At 57.6% G+C, this 20,011-nt stretch carries 19 protein-coding genes; 5 read left to right on the forward strand and 14 right to left on the reverse strand.

Annotation, left to right across the window (positions count from 1 at the left end):
* Window positions 1-37: 37 nt before the first annotated feature.
* Window positions 38-1,021: an alpha/beta fold hydrolase gene (locus tag JM93_RS08590; protein ID WP_145342297.1), complete on the reverse strand. Its 984-nt coding sequence runs from the start codon at window positions 1,019-1,021 to the stop codon at window positions 38-40.
* A gap of 55 nt (window positions 1,022-1,076) precedes the next feature.
* Window positions 1,077-1,706 carry a pyridoxamine 5'-phosphate oxidase family protein gene (locus tag JM93_RS08595; protein ID WP_145342300.1) on the reverse strand — a complete coding sequence of 210 codons (630 nt, stop codon included), beginning with the start codon at window positions 1,704-1,706 and terminating at the stop codon, window positions 1,077-1,079.
* 251 nt (window positions 1,707-1,957) lie between these two features.
* Here JM93_RS08595 and JM93_RS08600 point away from each other — a divergent pair, with 251 nt between their 5' ends.
* On the forward strand, window positions 1,958-2,515 hold the full coding sequence (locus JM93_RS08600) for a TetR/AcrR family transcriptional regulator (protein WP_145342312.1): 558 nt from the start codon (window positions 1,958-1,960) through the stop codon (window positions 2,513-2,515).
* 33 nt (window positions 2,516-2,548) lie between these two features.
* Here the strand turns inward: JM93_RS08600 and JM93_RS08605 are convergent, their stop codons facing one another.
* From JM93_RS08605 to JM93_RS08615, 3 genes are all read right to left on the reverse strand, one after another.
* The gene (locus JM93_RS08605) at window positions 2,549-2,974 is read right to left on the reverse strand and encodes a hypothetical protein (protein ID WP_145342314.1); all 426 of its coding nucleotides are present in this window, start codon (window positions 2,972-2,974) and stop codon (window positions 2,549-2,551) included.
* Window positions 2,975-3,114: 140 nt separating this feature from the next.
* Window positions 3,115-3,708, reverse strand: coding sequence for a L,D-transpeptidase (locus JM93_RS08610; protein WP_145342316.1), 594 nt, complete (start codon window positions 3,706-3,708; stop codon window positions 3,115-3,117).
* A 216-nt stretch (window positions 3,709-3,924) separates the two neighbouring features.
* Window positions 3,925-4,890: a class I SAM-dependent methyltransferase gene (locus tag JM93_RS08615; protein ID WP_145342318.1), complete on the reverse strand. Its 966-nt coding sequence runs from the start codon at window positions 4,888-4,890 to the stop codon at window positions 3,925-3,927.
* Window positions 4,891-4,976: 86 nt separating this feature from the next.
* Here JM93_RS08615 and JM93_RS08620 point away from each other — a divergent pair, with 86 nt between their 5' ends.
* Together JM93_RS08620 and JM93_RS08625 are read left to right on the forward strand one after the other, a co-directional pair.
* Entirely contained in the window at window positions 4,977-6,944 is a 1,968-nt protein-coding gene (locus tag JM93_RS08620) for a hypothetical protein (RefSeq protein WP_145342320.1), read from the forward strand.
* Between the two features lie 381 nt (window positions 6,945-7,325).
* The gene (locus JM93_RS08625) at window positions 7,326-7,769 is read left to right on the forward strand and encodes a hypothetical protein (RefSeq protein ID WP_145342322.1); all 444 of its coding nucleotides are present in this window, start codon (window positions 7,326-7,328) and stop codon (window positions 7,767-7,769) included.
* A gap of 91 nt (window positions 7,770-7,860) precedes the next feature.
* Here the strand turns inward: JM93_RS08625 and dctP are convergent, their stop codons facing one another.
* On the reverse strand, window positions 7,861-8,844 hold the full coding sequence (gene dctP, locus JM93_RS08630) for a TRAP transporter substrate-binding protein DctP (protein WP_145342324.1): 984 nt from the start codon (window positions 8,842-8,844) through the stop codon (window positions 7,861-7,863).
* Window positions 8,845-8,902: 58 nt separating this feature from the next.
* Window positions 8,903-9,745 carry an urea carboxylase-associated family protein gene (locus JM93_RS08635; RefSeq protein ID WP_145342326.1) on the reverse strand — a complete coding sequence of 281 codons (843 nt, stop codon included), beginning with the start codon at window positions 9,743-9,745 and terminating at the stop codon, window positions 8,903-8,905.
* Window positions 9,746-10,014: 269 nt separating this feature from the next.
* Here JM93_RS08635 and JM93_RS08640 point away from each other — a divergent pair, with 269 nt between their 5' ends.
* Window positions 10,015-10,224, forward strand: a complete 210-nt coding sequence (locus JM93_RS08640) for a cold-shock protein (protein ID WP_145342328.1) — start codon at window positions 10,015-10,017, stop codon at window positions 10,222-10,224.
* A gap of 98 nt (window positions 10,225-10,322) precedes the next feature.
* Here the strand turns inward: JM93_RS08640 and JM93_RS08645 are convergent, their stop codons facing one another.
* Complete coding sequence (locus JM93_RS08645; RefSeq protein ID WP_244300787.1) at window positions 10,323-11,177, reverse strand: DMT family transporter; 855 nt, start codon at window positions 11,175-11,177, stop codon at window positions 10,323-10,325.
* A 62-nt stretch (window positions 11,178-11,239) separates the two neighbouring features.
* Window positions 11,240-12,115, reverse strand: coding sequence for an alpha/beta fold hydrolase (locus tag JM93_RS08650; protein ID WP_145342332.1), 876 nt, complete (start codon window positions 12,113-12,115; stop codon window positions 11,240-11,242).
* A gap of 110 nt (window positions 12,116-12,225) precedes the next feature.
* On the opposite strand from JM93_RS08650, the gene JM93_RS08655 reads away from it, so the two are divergent.
* On the forward strand, window positions 12,226-13,104 hold the full coding sequence (locus tag JM93_RS08655) for a LysR family transcriptional regulator (RefSeq protein WP_145342334.1): 879 nt from the start codon (window positions 12,226-12,228) through the stop codon (window positions 13,102-13,104).
* Between the two features lie 533 nt (window positions 13,105-13,637).
* Here the strand turns inward: JM93_RS08655 and JM93_RS08660 are convergent.
* The 5 genes from JM93_RS08660 to JM93_RS08680 form a co-directional block, all read right to left on the reverse strand.
* Window positions 13,638-15,173 carry a DUF1254 domain-containing protein gene (locus JM93_RS08660; RefSeq protein WP_145342336.1) on the reverse strand — a complete coding sequence of 512 codons (1,536 nt, stop codon included), beginning with the start codon at window positions 15,171-15,173 and terminating at the stop codon, window positions 13,638-13,640.
* 48 nt (window positions 15,174-15,221) lie between these two features.
* Window positions 15,222-16,640, reverse strand: coding sequence for a DUF1254 domain-containing protein (locus tag JM93_RS08665; protein WP_170230594.1), 1,419 nt, complete (start codon window positions 16,638-16,640; stop codon window positions 15,222-15,224).
* A gap of 380 nt (window positions 16,641-17,020) precedes the next feature.
* Complete coding sequence (locus JM93_RS08670) at window positions 17,021-18,658, reverse strand: fumarate hydratase (protein WP_145342339.1); 1,638 nt, start codon at window positions 18,656-18,658, stop codon at window positions 17,021-17,023.
* Window positions 18,659-18,796: 138 nt separating this feature from the next.
* Window positions 18,797-19,354: a YceI family protein gene (locus JM93_RS08675; protein WP_208995046.1), complete on the reverse strand. Its 558-nt coding sequence runs from the start codon at window positions 19,352-19,354 to the stop codon at window positions 18,797-18,799.
* A 40-nt stretch (window positions 19,355-19,394) separates the two neighbouring features.
* On the reverse strand, window positions 19,395-19,979 hold the full coding sequence (locus JM93_RS08680) for a cytochrome b (RefSeq protein ID WP_145342341.1): 585 nt from the start codon (window positions 19,977-19,979) through the stop codon (window positions 19,395-19,397).
* Window positions 19,980-20,011: the final 32 nt, after the last annotated feature.

Here is a 20,011-nt window from a genome sequence, read left to right on the forward strand (position 1 = left end):
GCAGGACCAGCCGGCAGGTGTTGTCAGGCTGCCAGTGCTACAAGCGGCCCATGAAATCGTGGATTTCATCGGCAATCCGGGCGCCATCTTCCTCAAGGGCGAAGTGACCGGTGTCGAGCAGGTGGAACTCCACGTTGTTGAGATCCCGCTGATAGGGATAGGCGCCGTCTGCCGGGAATATGTGGTCGTTCTTGCCCCAGACGATCAACGCCGGCGGCTGATGTTCCCGAAACAAGGCTTGCCACTTCGGATATTCGGCAAGATTGCTGCCATAATCATAAAACAGCTCCAGCTGGATCTCCTGATTGCCCGGACGGTCGAGCAGATACTGTACGTGCCAGAAATTATCCGGGCTGATTGCTTCAGGATTGCGGGTGCCATGGGTGAATTGCCATTTGGTGCCTTCGATGCCGAGAAACGCGCGCAACGGGGCGGCAGTTTCTTCATTCGGGTCAGCCCAGTAGGCACGCAGAGGGTCCCAGAACTCTCTCAACCCTTCTTCGTAGGCATTGCCATTTTGAATGATGAAGCCGGTCACTTTTTCAGGCGCTTTGGCAAAGATCCGGTATCCGACCGGCGCGCCATAATCCATGAGGTAAAGGGCGTACCGATCGATGCCTTTGCGCTCCAGAAGCGTTTCGACAACGCCGGCAAGCGCGTCGAATGTATAGTCATACTGGTCTGCTTGCGGCATGTCGGAGGCTCCAAACCCTGGATAGTCAGGCGCAATCAGATGGTAGTCCCGGGCAAGGTCGGGGATAAGTGTCCGGAACATGTGCGAGGATGTGGGAAACCCGTGCAGCAGCAAGATGGTCGGCTTCGCCGGATCTCCGGCTTCCCGATAGGCGATCTTGAGACCGTCAATGATCTCATAGCCAAACCGGACGCTCTGGTCCTGGGTGTGATATGTGCCGTGTCCGTCACGCACTGTTTGGCCGGCCGCATTCGCCGTGCTTGCGATTGGCAGTGTTAGAGCGGTTGCCAACACGGCAGCCGAAAGGGTTCTGGTAATCAGCGACATGTTCCTATTCCTTCTGGTCTGGTCACAGGGGGAGGCCGGTGGTTCCGGCCGGTTCTCAAGCCGTCGGCTTCAGAAAGTCCTTGAGTTCCGCGTTTTCCGCCTCAAGCTCGGCAATGTGCGCGCGCATCGCCGTGAGCTGCGGTTCGAGTTCCTCAATCGTGAATCGGCGCGGGATGTGCTGCGGGCAATTCCAGTCGATTGCCTCAACCGTCAGTATCATCGCCCGTTCCGGCAGGGCCCGATAGCCGTCCATCTTGAGCCGGGACATCAGGGCCGGGTCGTCCTTGGCCTCTACCTGACTGGCCCGCGCCCAGATCTTCAGCCGGCGCCGGTTGGGATAGTCCATCAGGATCAGCGAAATCCGGTCATTGGTCCGCAGGTTGCCGGAGGTGATGTACTGCCGGTTGCCGCGGTAATCGGCATAGGCAATGGTTTTTTCGTCCAGCACCTTCAAGAAGCCTTTGGGGCCTCCGCGAAACTGCACGTAGGGCCAGCCGGTTTCGGAGACGGTTGCCTGATAGAAGCCGTCCCGGTCCATGATGAAGGCTGCCTCGATGCCTGTGAGACGATCGTCGGCAGGGGCATCGGGATGGTCGAAGGCTTCATAGCTTTCGCGCGATCCCTCTTCGATCTGCCGGGCCCGGACGGTCGGGGTGAATGCAATTTCGGTCACTGCGCGGGCCATGGGGTGCCTCCGTTTCAATATCGCGGCGTTGCGTGTGACTCTAATATGTACCGATCTGTACATATTGCAAGCCATAAATTACTGATCGGTACACTAAATTTCATTGGTGATGGTTTGAGCGATTGCGAAAACCCAACTGGAATAGCAAATCATTTTCGAGAGGCCGCTGATTTCACTCAAGGTTAGACGTGCGCACTTGAACCAAAGGGCGGCTGTTGATATCTAACAGAATAGTACAGAAAGGAAGTGCGATGCGCCCGAGTAAACGCGATGAACTGGTTCAGAAAGCCGAAAAGATCTTCTACCGCGACGGGTTTCATGCCACCGGAATGGACCGTCTGGTGGCAGAAACCGGCATCTCCAAGACCACCATGTTCAAGCATTTTCATTCCAAGGACGAATTGATCCTTGCCACTTTGCGCCGCAAGGACGAGACCTTCAGAAACCGGATGCACAAGCATCTGGCTGAGGCGGGCGGGGAGCCGCGCGAACAGCTGCTGGCCGTTTTCGACGTCTTGACCGACTGGTTCGCTCAGGCAGATTTTTGCGGCTGCATGTTCATCAAGGCCGCGTCCGAGTATCCTGTGCATGACGATCCGATTGCAGTTCAGGCGCGCGAGCACAAACGGCTTGTTCTCCTGGACCTGCAGCAGCTGGCCCGGGCAGCAGGGGCGGGGGATGCTGCCGGTCTGGCCCGCCAGCTCATGCTGTTGATCGAAGGGGCGATCGTGGCCAAGCACATGGGCTATTCTGAGGCGCCGGATGCGGATGCGAAGGCTGCTGCCGAAGTGCTGATAATGGCGGCATGAGAGCGCGTTTGTTTTTTGTTCCGCGGGTGCGGGTCAGCTTTTTCCGAGGTCGGCTGCAAGTTGATCCACATAGGCGCGAATGGCCTCGATCTCCGCGAGCGTCAGCACGACTTCGGCAATCGAGGAGGGCAGGTCTTCGGGGCGCTCATTGTCACCGGCGAACCGGATGTGCGCCGGGTGCGGGCGCCGCGCCATAAACGTGTCGAACCGTTGCTGCCAATCACTCAACGCTTCAATCATGATCATGAAAGATGGGGTTGAGGAGATCCCGGCAAACCGGTCAGCCTTGCTGACGATATGGCACCGTCCGCAATGCGTTTTGGACAGCTCCAGGCCTTTTTGGACAAGGGCCAGTGGTTCGCTGGCCTCTGCGCGCCCGCTGCCAAAGCCATGCGCTATCAGCAAGGCCGTGATTGCAAACACACAGCGGATTGAGTGAAGTGATTTCGGTTTGCGCATCCTGCCGGTCCCCCCGAGGGCCCAGCATAGGCTGGAGCTTCGTTTCATGACCAGTGGCAGTTTTAGCGAGGCATCTCTGGCCGCAGCGCACAAAAAAGCCGGCATGCAGCCGGCTTTTCACAAAAACGGTTCGAACGCTTTTAGCGGACAACAACCACGCGGGACCCGACGGTCACGTTGCTGTAAAGGTGCTTCACGTCTTCATTGGCCATGCGGATGCAGCCGGACGAAACGGCTGTTCCGATTGTCCATGGCTCAATGGTGCCGTGGATGCGGTAAAGCGTGGAGCCGATGTAGAGCGCGCGGGCGCCCATTGGGTTGTTCGGCCCGCCTTCCATGTAGGCTGGCAGGATGCGCCCCTTCTTGCGCTCACGAGCCCGCATCTGTGCCGGCGGGGTCCAGCTCGGCCATTCGGCCTTGCGGGTGATGCGATGGGTGCCGGCCCACTGGAAGCCTTCCTTGCCCACTCCAACACCGTATTTCATGGCCTTGCCACCCGGGCGCACATGATAGAGGCGGCGCTCAGATGTGTTGACGACAATGGTGCCCGGTGCATGCGGACCGGTGTATTTGACCATTTTGCGCCGGATCGGCGACTTGCCTCCGTAAGAAGGGCCGTAGGTAACCCACTTCTTGGTATTCGGATCGAAAAACTGGCCACCGGACTGTGCCAGCGCAGTGCCGCCTGTTACGGCGATCAGCAGCGACAGCGCTGCCACAAGCGTTTTGAACATGTGCATTCCCCCAACTGAAAACCGGACAAAACCGTTACGCGCGGCAATCGTACCTCGTGCAATCTTGCCGCTACGTTAATCGATGCTTGCTGCTTTGGCTTCAGGAAAGTTGCGCATACATGATCAAATCTTGGCAAAACTGCCGCCTCTGTTGCGCGATAACAACGAAAGTTTCCTCTCAGATGCACAGGGTTTGTTGCTGAAACGGACGCGCGACTACCCCCGGACCGCAATCACGGTGTTGTAGAAGATCGGTTGGTCCTGAAAGAAGTCTCGTGTCTCGAGAAGGCTCTTCACAGTCAACCCGCTCTCTGCAATCACGGACAGCAGAACTTCCTGAGGAAGCGGATGGCGATCGCTCGCCTTGCCCGGATCGTTGATCCAGGACAGCGTCTCATAGCTGTAGTCTTTGATGAAAACGGGCAGGGTCAGATACGCCGTTCCCCCGGATTTCAAGCGTCTCAATTGTCCGGAAAGGCAGTCGCGCATCAGAACCGGCGGCAGATGCCAGAAACCGTCGCCGGTACAAATCAGGTCGTATTCCTGTTTCAGTTGATTTGCTTGAGAGTCAATGTCCAGAAAACGCAAGGTTTCTGTCATGAATCGTTTTGATCTTTCGCGCGCGATGTTCAGATGCGGCTCCGACCAATCGGCTGCATCCAGATGACCGGCTTGGTTGGCAAGATAGAATGACAATCGCCCGACACCGCAGCCGATCTCCAGAATGTCGGGGTTTTCAGGCAAGTCCGCCTCGCTCATTTTGAGCTCTTTCAACAGTTTCTCGATGCGCGGTAGCCCGGTCGCCCAAAAGTCGTGTTCGGTAATGCGGAAAGGGCGAACGAAAAACCGTCCATCCGGCATTTCGTGATGGTAGGGCTCGCTCAGCCCTGCAGTTTCACGAAGGTTCCGAAAGGTATGTTTGAGGTTTTCAAGATCAGTGCTGTCCACCGCAAATTGAATGGACATGGGGCCGCGGTCCATCTGGTAGAGCTGCAGCGCTTTACGTTCGGTATCTCCGCGGCTCTGATTGGCTTGAAACTCTGGTGATGAAAGTAAAAAGTCTTGAGCTTCCTGAACTGTTTTGAAATTTTCCAGAAAATACTCGTAGGCCTGCTCGGCCTCTGGTGCGCGCAAAAGTATTTTTCTATATAGCGTATCAATATGGTCGCGGGTTAATTGCATTTGGCCTTATTCCAGACATTTTATGTGTTGAAGTGGCGGGTGTCGCCCAAGTATCTTGCCGCCGATACTAATCAGGATTCGTGTTCATGCAATTTGAGAATGGCAGTCTTCCTTTCGCGGAATTCATTATTCAAAACCTGCTCTGCGAAAATGCTGCCCTGCCGGCCGGCACCCGTGCGGTGTCGGAAACCGAGCATGACATTGAAGGCGATATGTGGTTTTGGGCGGATGACAACGCCAAGGTCCTTGATTTGCTTGGCCGTCCGGAGGTGTGGAGCGCATACCCTGTCGAAGTAAGCGAGCTCTTGAGCTTCATTGCGACCATGACGGAAGGGCCGTTGATCTGCCGGCGCGTTGCAGATTTCCGTCTTGATGAAAAGGCGAGCGATGCTGAGGGAACCCGTGTGTTCTGGCATGGCTTGATGAACGTCCAGGTTCAAGAGGCGGCCGGACGTGTTGCGCTTGGTGTGCGTTTTCACGATGGCCGCTCGGCGGTATATGCGAGCTTCGGTGACAATCAGGTGTCATTCAAGTATCGCGGCATGGCGCATCGCGTATCGATGAAAAAAGACCCATTTGAGGCGGCCGTATCCTTGGAGCAGGGGGTGCTTACGGTCGCCTTTACCCAAGCTCTGTCGGCGGGCCGGATTGCCTCCGCCATTGGCAGCGCTGAGCTTGGGACGATCACATACACCTACCGGCTGCGTGCGTCCTCAATGTTCGTGGAAACAAGCGCGCGTCTCGATCTGGCAGATGGCGTCGGCATCAAGGATGTCACCGTCAGTTTTGGGCATGACGAGCTAAAGCATCACAAAGAGCGTGTGTCATATCAGGCTGTTCATACCGCCTGTTTTGGCAAGGAAGGCACACGGTTGGGCATTGCGCGCAGTGAGAGCCGGTCGGTCTCCGGCGGCGACTATTGGGCCATGGTCCAAACCAATCAGATGAGCGGCTTCGCCCTTGCCGTGCACAGTCTGACTCACGGTCCGGAAGGATGCGGCTACCGGTTGTCCTACCAGTCCGACAAGAAGGCCGATTTGAAATCGCTGGTTTCAGAGCACATTCTGCCGGGAACGCAAACGGGAACTGTCGAAACGGGCGAGTACAAGCTGCTCACCTCCGGCGGACTTTATCAGGATACGGCGCTCTACCGGGATCTGATGAAACACCGGATCGGGCTGCGCACCCATGAAACCGGGCCGACCGACTATTCTGTTTCTTACGATTATGGCGCGGAAGTCAAAGCCTATTCGAGATGCTATCGCACCCTGAAATCAAATCCTGATCTGGCGATTGCCGGCAAGACAGCCGAAGATTTGAAGGGCATGGTCGACTACTTCCATAGGGCCTACGACACCTATTTCATTCAGCCATTCAAGCAAGGCAACCCGACGATTTTTTCCCGATCCATTGCCTTGATGGGGCTGGCCTATGTCGACATGGCGCTGGCCACGGGAGAGGAGAAGTATTTTGAGGCCTTGCGTGAAGTGTGTGTCATTTTGGAAGACTTCCGCATTAACACCAAGGGGATTGACGGCTCTGATCAGGCTGCTTTCGTGATGGGGGCCGACCGCACACCCTATGCGGATTGCCACGCCACGTCGATGCTCGTGCTGTGCTACGGAACCACGCTGTTGAATGAAACCCGTTGGCTGGACAGCATCCGGCTGGGGCTCGCAGTCTACCGGGTCGACACGATCCTTTTGGACTCGTTCGGGTTTGAAGGACGCAAGCAGGATGTGGTCGGGATCGATTTTCCCGAAGACAATGGAAAACGCCGCACACTCGATACGTTCTGGAGCTTCAACGGGGCGCTGACACTTCGCTTGCTGAAAGGGGTCCGGCAATCCCGCAACCCCAAACTGCATCATATCTGGATGCAGCAGGCGGATCGGCTTGTGTTGTTTGAACAAATGATTCAGCAAAGGCTGCAAGGAGCCACAAGATTCCGCGGCCACGGCAAGGAAGTCTTGTCGTCCATCCTCTCGACAGAAACCAACTCCGAAACGCAACCCTGGTCGGCGCTTGCGCTATCGACCCGCGAGGAGTTTTGAAGAGGCTATTTTTGGAACAGGTACTTTGATTTCAAAAAGATCAATGTACTCAGGCGATGATAGTCTGGCCGTATTTATATATAATTTTATGGAATTTGAGTGTTTTCTTCCTATTTCTTATGAATTCCGCAGTCTAAAGCAGCGGAGTGAAAATATGTCCTTCTTTAAAACTGGTTTTCTTTCTCGAGTTCAAAAAGCTCAAATAGCCAAAGTGATAATCTTATCAATGTAGATGATAAATTTTTGCCAGAATACTTGAAGTCTGAAAGTGTATTTCCAAAATTAAGCAAGGCAAAAACCAAAAAATTATCAAATTTCAATCGGAATAACGAAAATTCGAAGATCAGAAATCGGAACCCACAGTCGTTAGATCCCAAAAGTATGTACAGCCACAACTTTAATCAGCTCAAAGTCAAGATTAAAGATGTAAGTCTTCAAAACAAGACCTTGGATCGGCAGATCCAGACGATAAAAAAAGAAATCAAAACGCTGGCATGCGAGCTGGACAGCCAGCAGTGGGATGGATGCGCAAAGGCGGTCATGCAAGGCGCTGTGAGTAAGTTCACTGAAACCGGCGAATTACCTTCGACTGACATTGGCATGCTTGCAGTCAAGCTCCACAATATGGAGCAACAGAAGACTTATCAGGAAGATCAAAAGCAGTCTTTCGTAGACAAGAAACAGGATCTGAGCAGTAGAAAGCGCGAGATCATTGATGATAAAATTCAACATTTTGATCTTTCGCAAGAGTTCAATTCGACTGATGTGAACAATAACAGTTCGCGTAAGTTTAGCGACGAAACCGACGTGTATGGCGCTTTTTAGGCAGCCTGCTGACCCCGGATCGTCCTGATCCGGGGTTTTTCCTTATCAGAACACCGAGTCAAAGGTGGGTGCGGTGGCCTGCGAAGCGGCGTCAGAGGCTTTCAGCGGCGCCCAAGACGGCTTTGCCCGTGTCGCCCGATAAGTCTAGAAACCTTTTGCGGACACCGGCAGTCGCCGCGCGAAAGGCTGCGCGCTGGGGTTCCGTCAATGTGATCACCGACATTTTGCCACGCAAACGGTCAGCGGCAGCGGCCTCATCTGCGTGAACAAAACCGGCCAGCTGCGCTTCCACCTGTGCTGCCGCGTCAAGGATCGCTTGCTGTTTCTCATCCGACAAGCGTTCAAAAAAGTCATTGTTCATGACAGCCACAAATTCCACCGCGCTGTCATGGCTGAGGGTGAGGGTGTCCATCACCTTGTACAGCTCGCGGGTTTCAACGCCCGTTGTGGCGGTCATACCGACATCGACCGAGCCGCTTTCATAGGCCAAGTATTGCTGGGAACCGGACACGCGCATCGGGATGCCGCCGAGTGCTTCCACAGTCCAGTCTTGGACTTGGCCATAGGTTCGAACCCGCTTGCCGATGAAATCGTCCGGCTTTATCAAAGGTGCGCCCTTGCTGAGGTAGATGTTCCGCCCATAGGACTGCCACCACAGCACCCGGTTGTTGGTGGCCTTTAAGATTGCCTCATCGAGTATTTGGCGAAGCCGGGAGCCCGGGGCTGTGGCCTTTTTCAGTTTGATTTCGTTGTCGAGCAGGAAGGGGAGTGAGACGACGTTGACCGCCGGAACCGCTGCAGCGTACTGCACGAGGGATGCAGACCCCGCTTCCACGGCGCCGGTTCCAACAGCACTGGGCACCTGATTGTCCTTGAACAGCTCCGCTGAAGGGAACAGCTGGACCTTCAGGTCTCCGACGGTTTTTTGAGAAACGATATCACCGAAATCCCGCCAGTTTTGCGCCAGGTAGTGGTTTTCGGGAAGCTGAAGCGTGACCTTGATGGTCTCGCCAACGCTGGCGCAGGTGCTCATGACGAGGGCTGCCAGGGTCACGGCGAAGGTTCTCAAGAGCATGTTTTCTCCCTTATCGTTACTTTTTGAATTTGACGTGCCGGGCAGCGGCTTGCCGGGTCTACCTGCCATGCGTCCGGTCGTAGCCGTTTGCCGCGGGCGGGTACCATGTGTCCAGTGTTCCTTCCGCAGGCTTTAAGACCTCCATCAGCATCGGATGGCACGTTGCGGTGTCCGAGGAGTGGACCGCCCCGCAGTCTCCGCCCGGGCAGGCGCTCATGACCGCCAACAGATCGATCTCGGCAAACAGCTCCAGATAGTCACCGGGACGCACCGGGCTGGCTTTCATGAAATATTGCCGCGTATCGCGGGTAAAACCCGTGCACATGAAAACATTCAAAACATCATGCACCCGCGCCTCCGCCTCCTCAAGCGAAAGCGCCCGGGCGTCCGATAAAGCCCGTGTGAGGTTCGAGTGACAACAATGGTGGTAGTGGCCGCCACTCAATAGATTGCCGGTGTAAGGGTCGCAGCGTGTTCCGATCACGTCATGCACCGACCCGCCGAATTCATCGATCCCGTACCAGCTCAAGGTGTCCGCGACCACGGTGGCCATAGGCCTCAGGAACGGAAAGCAGGACCAGAGCCGGTGTCCGGTTGTCACATGGGTTCCGTGCAGCGCGCGGGTTTTCCCTGAATAGAACCGCTCGTCGAGATTCTTGGCATTGAACAGGTTCAAATCCCCCACCTGCGGACCTTCAATGCTGGATATTTTTAGAAAATGGCCAGCCGGGACCTCGATCGTTGCGGCCTCCCGGGACGGGACCACGATTTCACCGGTTTTCACAGCATCGTGATGCGCTCTCTGATAGAGGGCGAGATCGGGCACAGGCAACGTTTCGGTCGGGTAGCAAATGACCGGTTCGATTGCGCGTCGGGCGGCGGCATCCGTGGGTTCTGTCATTGTTTTGTCCGGTGATTTGATATCTTGAAGCCCTCATGCTTGGCCCGGACGGATCCGACAAGCAAGTCCGATTTCTTGCAAGTTGAACGTCAAACCACTTGTTTCTCTTGCGAAAAAGGAGCATATAACAGTGATCGATATTGCTTGACGAACTTTGTTACCGCATGGGCGACCGTGCACAGAACGATCTTCCCTCTCAACGTCGACGAACCCGCCAAGGCTCCGGCATTGGCAAACTTGAACTACCGACCGATTGAAAGGGCATCGTTATGACCATCGGTACAGTTAAATTCTTCAACACCACCAAAGGTTTTGGTTTCATTCAGCCTGAAGATGGCGGCAACGACGTGTTCGTTCACATCTCTGCTGTTGAGCGCTCCGGCATGGCCACTTTGAACGAAGGCCAGAAGGTCTCCTTCGAAGTTGTTCAGGACCGCCGTTCCGGCAAGTCTGCAGCGGACAACCTGTCCGCCGTTTAAGCTGCTTGAGGCCGGCCCCGGTCATCGGGGCTGACCGTGAGAACTTCAGAAAGGCCGGGCTCTTGCCCGGTCTTTTTGTTTGTCTTGTTGCCCGCGTTTCAACAGCGGCGCTGTCTTGCGCGCATCGCCACCAGGTTTGACATGAGCAGGGCGCCAATCACGATAACGCCGCCGGAAACAGCATAAGCGCCCGGGTCCTCACCAACCAGCGCCCAGACCAGCAAGGGCGCCAAAACCGATTCCAACAGGATCAGCAGCGCAACTTCGGCCGAGCTGATGTAGCGCGGGCCGATCGTCAAAAGGCATGTGGCGAGGCCGATAAACAGCCCATGGCCCAGAAACAGCGGCCATTTTTCCACAAAAGCGGGCAAGGGTGCCTGAAACAGACCTATCAGCACAGCGGTCCCGATAAATGCGATTGGGATCGCGGGGATCATCGGGGTTTCTTTCAGCTTGCGCACCAGGGTGAGGGCCGCTGCGTAGGACGCCGAGATGTACAGCGCCCAAACATCGCCCTTCCAGGAGGCCACTTCATTCGTGTGCGAGCCATAGGCCAGAACGGCGAGCCCGCAAAAGACCGCGGCCATGGTGAGGATCATCCGCCTGCTGATCGGTTCGCCCAAAAAGAGGCGGCTGTAGACGGACGCAAACACCGGCATGGATGCGAAGATGAACACCACATTGGCAACGCTGGTGTTGCTGACCGCCAGCACGAAGGCCGGAGCCGTCGATGCGATCAGCACCGTGTACCAAAACCCCGGCCACCCGGTCCGCAGGATCGAACGGAAACTGCCAAGCCCGGGAAACATCAGAACGGCCGCCAGAACCACGGAGCCGGAGATCAACGACCGCCAAAAGGTTGTGACCATGGGATCGCCGTCGATCAGGCGTACGAACAGCGAATCGGGCACGATGCACAGCACACCGAGCGTTGTTATCAGCAGCCCCTTCAATTGGTCTCCCATCTTGCAGAGGCTGCCGTGTGCCAATCGGGGCGTAAAGCCCAGTTTCGGGCCTAAGCGTTCGCCGCCCTGTTTTTCCGGGTGGTTTGCCGGTCAAGAAAGTCAATCAAGTGACGGGAAACCTCGTCCGGCTGGTCCTCCATCAAGAAATGCCCGCCGTCCTCAAGGATCGTGAGTTCGGACCCGGGAATGGCAGCATGCAGTTTGTGCGCCCATTCAGGATACTGCCAGGCATCATCTGCGCCCCACAAAATCCGGACTGGCAACGCACCCAGTTCGTCCAGGCGGTCTGCGACCTCCAACGTGTGTTTCGGGTCGTAGTGACTGATCTGATGCTGAAACAGGCTGGCCTGTCCGGTGGGGCCGGAAATGAATTCCAGATAGGTGTCGAGCGGACCATCCGTATAGGGTTGCTTGTGCTGGACCGCACTCAGCAGCCATTCGCGAAAATGCGCCTTGTGGTCAGCATCGGAGGCCGTGATCATTTTTTCAAGACCGGCCGCCATCAGCTCGCGGGTGCGCGGCGAGGGCCAGCTGTCGAAGCTGACGATATCAATCAGGGTCAGGCTGCGTGCAAGGGCAGGCCGGAAAATCGCAAGCCGCTTGGCAATCGCCCCGCCGAGATCGTGGCCAATCAAATGCGCGCTCTCCAGGCCCCAATGGTTCATGAGAGCTTCCAGCACCGGCCCCTGTGCGCTGACTGATGTGTCGACTGCGGGGTCCCGGGGCCGCTCCGACAGGCCAAAGCCGAGCAGGTCATAGACATGGACCTGGTAGCCCGCTTTGGTGAGACGCGGCACGACATCGCGCCAGATAAGCGAGGAGGACGGCGTGCCATGAAGAAGAATCACCGGTTCGCCGGTGCCATGAATGCCGTGCGCGATGCGCTGGCCGTTGATGAGGATGTGGTCATTGACGATATGCTGCATGGGGATTGCTCCGTTCCTGGATGATGCACACAAGATCGGCGGCGTGGAGGCATGACGCAAATTAATAGATATCATTGCACAATCGATATTTGTCATGCATGATTGCCGGCATGATGCAGAAAATGGATATCGATGAACTGCAGGCCTTGTGCATGATTGCCGAGTTGGGCGGGGTCACACGGGCCGCAGAGCGCCTCGGCCTGTCGCAATCGGCGGTGTCCCACAAAATCCGGAGGTTGGAAGACCGGCTTGGCCGAAGCCTGCTGCGTCGTCAGCCGGGGTCACCGCTCTTGACCGAGGACGGCACGAAGCTGCTGGGGTATGCGAAGCGGATCCTGGCCTTGCATGACGAGGCGGTGTCGACCTTGTCCAGTCGCCCGCTCGCAGGGCATATCCGGCTGGGCATGACCGAGGATACCACCACCGGCGGCTTGTCACGCATTCTTGGCCGGTTTTCAAGGCTTTACCCGGATGTGCATGTGCAGACCCATGTCCGCCAGAGCCTCGAACTGGAAGAAGAGCTGGCGCGTGGTGACATTGACCTCGGAGTCATGCAGGTATTTGCGCATCGGAAAGCGCCGGGTGATGCCGTCTTGTTCGAAGACAGTCTTCACTGGATCAAGGCGCGTGACTTTCAGCTGGATGTGTCGGCGCCCGTGCCGTTTATAGCATTTGACGAGAACTGTTTTTACCGCCGCTGGGCGATGGAGGACGAACGCGGTGGCGATACCGTTTTCAAGACGGTTCTGGAGTGTGCCAGCACTGCTGGAGTGTTGGCGGGTGTCAAGGCGGGCCTCGGCATAGCCTTGATGAACGCGCGGCACCTGAGCGATGATTTTGACGTCATCGACACAGCAATTGGCGAAGTTCCACCGCCCATCAGCTATGTGATCCGGCACGCGCCGAAATCAAAATCCGTGGCAGCCCGCGCGCTGAGTACGGAAATTGAACGGGAAGGCAATGGATCCGCAGCTCTAAGAGCGGCTTGATAGGCGGAGGCTAAACGTCAGGCGCACAAACCTGTGATCCTCGTCACGGCACCCCCGGGTCATCGGCGTTAGGCTTTCTCTATTGATCGAGACAAAAGCCTAGGAGGAAGCGATGCCTAAATATGGCGAAAAGCGCGCCGCACATATCCAAAAGATGTGTTTCCTCGCCAGCGCGCCGCGCAAACAGAAGTCCGCTGAAGCGGACGACGCAAAACAAGTACCGCCGAAGGCCGGCAAGTAAGGCCTTGCGGAATAGAAAACGATCGGTCTTCCCGAGGATGGTGAGAGCTTGTGCCATCTCCTGACCGTGTCCTGAGCAGCGCAATAATCGGGTGGCGCCGGGAGCGGGGTATGCATCGTTTTTGAAGCAGGCGATCGTGTGCCTCCTCGGTATCCGGGCGATTCACGGGGTCGTTCCGGAGGCTGAGGCTCCAGCACAAAGTCACGACGCAGTGCCGGATCACCGCAAAAAGCGAGGCCCGTGCACTGTCTCCTTGTAAAACCGGCAGTGTGCGGGCCCGGCCCGGCGCGACCTACTCCACCAACTCAATTTCGCCCGGACGCCAGGTCTGGTTGAACCACGGCTCCAGAGGGCCGTACAGGCGCATGATCGTGTTCCAGCCCTTGCCGGGCACCGTTTGCAGCCAGTTGCTCTCTTTGCCCTCCGGCGCTTCCGGGCCAAAGTAGATATCGGTCGAGCCGTCGGCGTTTTGCACCAGCCCGGTGTCATTGCTGCCAAGGGCCGGGAACTGCTTGTCGGTCTGCAGCATCGAGCGTGTCTGGTTGTCGTAGAGCGTGAACGACCAGAAATCCCTGGCAGGTACATTCGCCGGAACGTTCAGCTTGTAGGTCTTAGCGCCATCCAGGGCGTTCCCGTCCGAATCCCGGTAGGTGAAGGCGTATTGCGAGCCCTTGCCCGGTGATTTGAACGCCATCGCCGGGGTGATGCCGGTCGCATAGAAGTGGAAGGCCGAGCGGAAGTCATGCTTCATCGCACCGTCGATGGTGAACGTGTAAGCGCCGCCCGGGAACGCGTTTTGCCAGTTGCTTTCGCCCGGATACCAATAAGCTTCCTTTGCGCGCGGTTTGGAAATCAGCGTTTTGACGGTGACGGCTCCAGCCGCCGCAGCGCGCTCCAGGATCGATTGCATGCGTGCATCAGGCGCAAAGTCCTGGCCCTTGATGATGCCGACCGCCGCCAGATAGCCCAACAGCTCCGGGCTTTCCCCCATCAGCGGCTCGGCCTGCACGACGTTGTTGATCTCCTCGAACATGCGCGCATCCATCAGGTGGATTGTGTTGAACTCCTTGCCCGACACATCGACGAAGGTCATTTCCGGCGGATTGTCCGCCTGGGAAAGCGGATAGATCCGGAACTGCTCCTGCGTCTGTGTGACAGCGGTTTCCGGTGAACCGGTGTCATCCAGATAACCGCGCCACAGCACCCAGTGTGCATAGGTGTCGGTCTGCACGACATCGGTGTACCCGTCCGTGGCCACGTCACCTTCGAAGCCGGGCGGAAGGATCAGGAACTTGCCGCCCTTGCCCTCGTCCGGACCGAGGTTGCCGAAGTCCATGACATATTTGAACCAGGCATTGTTGATGAAGCCGAGCACATTGGGCGGGGTTTCGATCACCATCGGCTCGTCGCCCATGCGCAGCACAGCCGTCTGATAGACGCTGGTGGTGTTGGGGGTCAAAAACAGCGTCTTGGAATCCATCAGGTCCGCGAACTGGATCACGGTGGAGTTGGCTGGGCCCCAGTCCTCGATGCCGCGCAGCATGGCATCCATGGAGGCGATCTTCAGACCGTTCAAATAGGCCTGATAGGCCTGTGAGAAGTCATAAAGATCATAGACTTTCTGCGTTGTTTTCGCGTCTGGAACGCCGTCAAAGAAGGTCAAGTCTCCCAGTTGCGTCTCGATGTTGTCCGGCGTCGTAATCCCGTCGGGGATCGGCGTGGTCATCTGCATGGACGGGGGATCCTGCGCCAGGACCGGCGCAAGGCCCGCGCCCGTATAAAAAACAGCGGCGCTGGCGGCGATTGCCAGGTGGTGGGTCAGTTTCATGGCGTGTCTCTCTGCGGTTGCTGAGGTTGCTGTTTTTATGCGTTTGTGTCACTCGGCCTTTTGGATGTCCGGCAAGGTCCAGCCACTTTGCATCCAGCCCTCGGTGGGGCCGTACAGGCGGAAAAGAAGAAAGAAGTCCTCGCCGGTCGGGATCCAGTTGCTTTCAAGGCCAGCCGGAGCTTCAGGGGCAAAATAGACATCCACCGATCCGTCATCGTTCTTTTGCATATCCGGCAGATTGGGTGTTGCCAGCCCGACGCGCTCCGCGCCGGACACGAAGCCTTTGGTCTTCATGCTGTAGACAATCACCGACCAGAAATCCTCCGCAGGCGTATCGGCGAGTATGGTCAGCTTGTAGGTGTCCGTGCCGTTCAGCATTGTGCCGCTGCTATCCCGCAGTCCGGTCAGGTAAAATGTGCCGCCACCAAGGTTCTTCGGAAGGTAGGTGATCCAGAAGTAGGATCCACCCGCGCGGTCATCGACCAGAACCAGTTCGTCGTTGGCGTAGGGAAAGCCTGCGTCCGCTTGTCCGTCGGCGAAGTTCCATACCCCCCATTGCCGGTCGGGCCAGAGTGGAACCACGGATTTGGTGATGAAGTGCTCCTGCATGGTGTTATAGGCACATGCGAGACCTTCGAGCATGGCATCCCGGGTTTCGGCTTCGGGCTCGAAAGGTTCTCCCCGCACTATGCCGATGGAGGCCAGAAGCGCCATCGCCGCCTTGTCCTGCGCAAGTACAGGCTCGCGCTGTATGACCGTGTTGAGGTCGGTGTAGAAGGTCATGTCATAGACGGGCAGGGTGTTGACTGGCGTCTCCTTGACATCGAAGAACGCGGTCGGGGGCGGGGAGGCGGCTTGCGACAGGGGGTACCACTGCAATGTCTGGGCATAGGCGGCCTGATCGGCATGGGTGCCGCCATTCTTGGCCACTGGCCGGAAAACGAAATGCACGCCGTAGGTGTTTGAGTGATGAACGAGGTAATCGCCTTCTGGCACCCCGCCCTCATGGTCCGGCGGCAGGATCAGATATTTGCCGCCCGCACCGCCGTCTTCCCCGGTGGTCCCGACATCGGCGATCGGCACCTGCCAGGCGTTGACGATCGTCCCGAAAAACGCGGCCTTGTCGCCAGCGGGCGGCACCTCGATAATGATGGGACCGTCCTTGGTGCTCAGCGCGCCGAACGCATAGGGCGTAACATCATTGGCCGTCAGAAAACCGTGCCGGCTGTCCATTGGCGCGGACATGTAACCAAGTGTCCCGGCCTCCGCGCCGCCATCGCGCTGCATGGCGAGTTCGATGTCATAGACACCAACCGCTGGCATGCCCCATATCGCGGCCTCACACGCCCGGCGCACGATTGTGTCGCGCTGGATATCGGACAATTGCGACGATGCTGCTGCCATGCCCCCGCCTGAAATGAGCACAGCGGATGTCGCTGCGACCGCCAGTTGGCGCAGGTTTGTCATGGACGTTCTCCCTGAGTTTCGGCGCGTCATTGCCGTATCGTATGACTTAAATCGATCTTACATCGACGGTTGTTGCTTAACCAGCATCGGCACCGGATTTCTAGTGGTCCTGTTTGAATTCCCGCCAAGATTATTGCAAGGAAAAGCTGTGGATTCATCTTTACACGCGCACGGCCAGCGGCGGTACCCGATGCGCAAATGCCGTGGGTTTTGGACGGCGGTGCAAACCCGCAACGCTGAATCCAATCTGTGAACCATGGTGCAGCCGCCACCGCGCCGCCCCGGACATGATCCGGGGCCTTGGTGCATCGGGCATGTGCTGAGCGCAGGGCCGGGACAGCAGCGTCCGGGTGTTGGGGTAACCGGAGACCGGCGTCACGTCACCCTAAATTCAGTTCCTTGAAGAAGTCGTTGCCCTTGTCGTCGATGACGATGAAGGCGGGGAAATCCTCGACCTCGATCTTCCAGACTGCTTCCATGCCGAGTTCTTCGTATTCAACGACTTCGACGGACTTGATGCAGTCCTGCGCAAGGCGGGCCGCCGGGCCGCCGATGGAACCGAGATAAAAACCGCCATGGGCCTGGCAGGCGCGGCGGACCTGGGCAGACCGGTTGCCCTTGGCCAGCATGACCATGGAGCCGCCCGCGGCCTGGAACTGATCGACAAAGCTGTCCATCCGGCCGGCGGTGGTCGGGCCGAACGAACCGGAGGGCATGCCATCCGGGGTCTTGGCAGGACCGGCGTAATAGACCGGGTGGTTCTTGATGTAGTCGGGCAGGGTTTCGCCGGCCTCCAGCCGCTCGCGCAGTTTCGAGTGGGCCGCGTCCCGGGCGACGATCAGCGTGCCGGTCAGCGACAACCGGGTCTTGATAGGGTGCTTGGTGAGTTCGGCCAGGATTTCCGGCATGGGCTTGGTCAGGTCGATCTTGACGACGTCCCCGCCAAGATGATCGTCGGTGATTTCGGGCAGGTATTTTTCCGGCTGGGTTTCCAGCTGTTCCAGAAAAATGCCTTCCCTGGTGATCTTGCCCACCGCCTGGCGGTCGGCGGAGCAGGACACGGCCAGTCCGATCGGCAGGGACGCACCGTGCCGGGGCAGGCGGATCACACGCACATCGTGGCAGAAATACTTGCCGCCGAACTGCGCGCCGACGCCGGTTGCCTGGGTCAGCTTGTGGATCTCCTGCTCCATCTCCAGGTCGCGGAACGCGTGGCCGAGTTCCGAGCCCGCGGTCGGCAAACCGTCCAGATAGCGCGCGGAGGCGAGCTTGGCCGTCTTCATGGTCATTTCGGCCGACGTGCCACCGATGACGATCGCCAGGTGATAGGGCGGGCAGGCGGCGGTGCCGAGTGTCAGGATTTTCTCTTTGAGGAAGTCGATCATCCGGTCATGGGTCAGAAGTGACGGCGTGCCCTGGAACAGGAACGACTTGTTGGCCGATCCGCCGCCCTTGGCCATGAACAGGAATTTGTAGGCGTCCTCGCCCTCGGCATAGAGCTCGATCTGGGCGGGCATGTTCGACTTGGTGTTCTTTTCCTCGAACATCGACACCGGCGCGAGCTGCGAATAGCGCAGGTTCTTCTTGAAATAGGCATCGCGCGCGCCTTCGCCGAGGGCGGCTTCATCCGATCCGTCGGTCCAGATGCGGCGGCCCTTTTTGCCCATGATGATCGCGGTGCCGGTGTCCTGGCACATGGGCAGAACGCCGTGGGAGGCGATGTTGGCGTTCTTCAGGAGATCAAAGGCCACGAACTTGTCGTTTTCGGTTGCCTCCGGATCGTCGAGGATCTTGCGCAGCTGCTCCAGGTGGCCGGGCCGCAGATAGTGGTTGATGTCCTTGAAGGCTTCTTCGGCCAGGAGCCGCAGGCCCTCCGGCTCGACCATCAGGATTTCCTCGCCGTTGAACTGAGCCGTTTTCACATAATCCGATGTCAGCTTGCGGAACGGGGTCGTATCCTCGCCTTGCGGGAACAGGGCGCTGTGCTGATAGGCGGGCGGGGTGAGCGGAGCGTTCATCTTGGCAGCCTTCAATTTTAAGGTCGCGCGGAGTAAGCTCCGGCGGCATCTGACAGGTTTTGTGCCGCTTACATACGGCAAAAGGACCGGGAACGCCAAGCGGTCCGGTCCTTCACAATTCGTCGCGTTTGATATGCCTTATCGGATCGCGGTCAGATCGAGCGTGACCTTGACCGTGTCGGCCAGCGCATCTGTCTTCACGGTTTTACCGACATTGTATGCCTGGCGGCTGATTGAGGCCTCTCCATTGGCTTTCGCGGTATCGCCGTCAATATCGAGTGTGAAAGTCAGCTCCACCGGCTGCGAGATGCCCTTGATGATCAAGCTGCCATCCGCCTTGTATTGGTTGCCGCCGACCAGCGTCACGTTCTCTGCTGTAAATTCGGCCACCGGAAACTCGTTGATGTCAAAGAAATCGGCTGTTGGCAGCATGCCGTCCAGCTGCGTGTTTCCGGTCGAGGCCGTCGGCGTGCGGATCTGCGCGGTGATCACCGCGGTCTCCAGCTGCTCGGGGTCGAATTCTATGCTGGCAGTCCAGTCGCCAAAGGTTCCGGTAACGGTGCCTTCGCCCTGCTGAACCACAAAGCCGAGCGTGCTGTCTTCGTGATTCACATTCCATGTGTCTGCGATGGCAGACGCGCTTGTTAAAACCATCGGCGCAGCGACGGCTGCCGCGAGCAGGTTATTCATCAACATGATCGGTGTCCCTTTAAAATAGCGGAAGTGTTGACGTCGGTTATAGGCCGTCCCGCGCTGGAGCGGTTGAGACCATTCGGCGCAATGTGGCGTCGCGGGCAATGAAGTGGTGCTTGAGCGCTGCCCCGACATGGGCGATGACAAGCGCTATCATGAAATAGGCCATGTATTCATGAGCAAATTTGAACACGCCTTCGGCTTGCTCCTTGGTTCCCAGGAACCCGGGCACGGGCAGGTGCGGAATGTTCAGCACATTGAAGACGACTGTCGGGATGTTCCAGGGCGAGGCGGACACCATAAACCATCCGCTGATCGGGATCAGGAACATCAACGCGTAAAGCCCGGTGTGACCCAAATGTGCGGCGGCACGTTCCCAGGGCTTCATGCCGTTCGGCAGTTTCGGTGCCGGGTTTAAGAGCCGCCAGCCCAGCCGCAGCACGACCAGCGTGAGAATGACAAAACCGAATGACTTGTGCAGCTGGTAGAGCTGAAACGTCAGGGGATCTGTTTGGGGAAGACTGGTCATGTAAAGACCCATGCCCAGCATACCGATGATGATGAGCGCCATGATCCAGTGGAAGGCGATTGCGATGTGCCCGTATCCGCTCTTGGTGTTGCGTATCATGGCGGTGTCCTCGTGTCCGAAGGTGGCAGGGC

This window comes from Roseibium hamelinense (genome assembly GCF_007830545.1).
GTDB classification, from domain to species: domain Bacteria; phylum Pseudomonadota; class Alphaproteobacteria; order Rhizobiales; family Stappiaceae; genus Roseibium; species Roseibium hamelinense.

Bases quoted from the DNA above. Each gene is read 5' to 3' on its own strand.
- JM93_RS08680 (WP_145342341.1), bottom strand. From the start codon at position 19,979: ATGATACGCAACACCAAGAGCGGATACGGGCACATCGCAATCGCCTTC.
- JM93_RS08660 (WP_145342336.1), bottom strand. From the start codon at position 15,173: ATGAAACTGACCCACCACCTGGCAATCGCCGCCAGCGCCGCTGTTTTT.
- dctP (WP_145342324.1), bottom strand. From the start codon at position 8,844: ATGCTCTTGAGAACCTTCGCCGTGACCCTGGCAGCCCTCGTCATGAGC.
- JM93_RS08620 (WP_145342320.1), top strand. From the start codon at position 4,977: ATGCAATTTGAGAATGGCAGTCTTCCTTTCGCGGAATTCATTATTCAA.
- JM93_RS08615 (WP_145342318.1), bottom strand. From the start codon at position 4,890: ATGCAATTAACCCGCGACCATATTGATACGCTATATAGAAAAATACTT.
- JM93_RS08635 (WP_145342326.1), bottom strand. From the start codon at position 9,745: ATGACAGAACCCACGGATGCCGCCGCCCGACGCGCAATCGAACCGGTC.
- JM93_RS08640 (WP_145342328.1), top strand. From the start codon at position 10,015: ATGACCATCGGTACAGTTAAATTCTTCAACACCACCAAAGGTTTTGGT.
- JM93_RS08605 (WP_145342314.1), bottom strand. From the start codon at position 2,974: ATGCGCAAACCGAAATCACTTCACTCAATCCGCTGTGTGTTTGCAATC.
- JM93_RS08610 (WP_145342316.1), bottom strand. From the start codon at position 3,708: ATGTTCAAAACGCTTGTGGCAGCGCTGTCGCTGCTGATCGCCGTAACA.
- JM93_RS08595 (WP_145342300.1), bottom strand. From the start codon at position 1,706: ATGGCCCGCGCAGTGACCGAAATTGCATTCACCCCGACCGTCCGGGCC.
- JM93_RS08670 (WP_145342339.1), bottom strand. From the start codon at position 18,658: ATGAACGCTCCGCTCACCCCGCCCGCCTATCAGCACAGCGCCCTGTTC.
- JM93_RS08590 (WP_145342297.1), bottom strand. From the start codon at position 1,021: ATGTCGCTGATTACCAGAACCCTTTCGGCTGCCGTGTTGGCAACCGCT.
- JM93_RS08675 (WP_208995046.1), bottom strand. From the start codon at position 19,354: ATGTTGATGAATAACCTGCTCGCGGCAGCCGTCGCTGCGCCGATGGTT.
- JM93_RS08665 (WP_170230594.1), bottom strand. From the start codon at position 16,640: ATGACAAACCTGCGCCAACTGGCGGTCGCAGCGACATCCGCTGTGCTC.
- JM93_RS08600 (WP_145342312.1), top strand. From the start codon at position 1,958: ATGCGCCCGAGTAAACGCGATGAACTGGTTCAGAAAGCCGAAAAGATC.
- JM93_RS08655 (WP_145342334.1), top strand. From the start codon at position 12,226: ATGATGCAGAAAATGGATATCGATGAACTGCAGGCCTTGTGCATGATT.
- JM93_RS08625 (WP_145342322.1), top strand. From the start codon at position 7,326: ATGTACAGCCACAACTTTAATCAGCTCAAAGTCAAGATTAAAGATGTA.
- JM93_RS08650 (WP_145342332.1), bottom strand. From the start codon at position 12,115: ATGCAGCATATCGTCAATGACCACATCCTCATCAACGGCCAGCGCATC.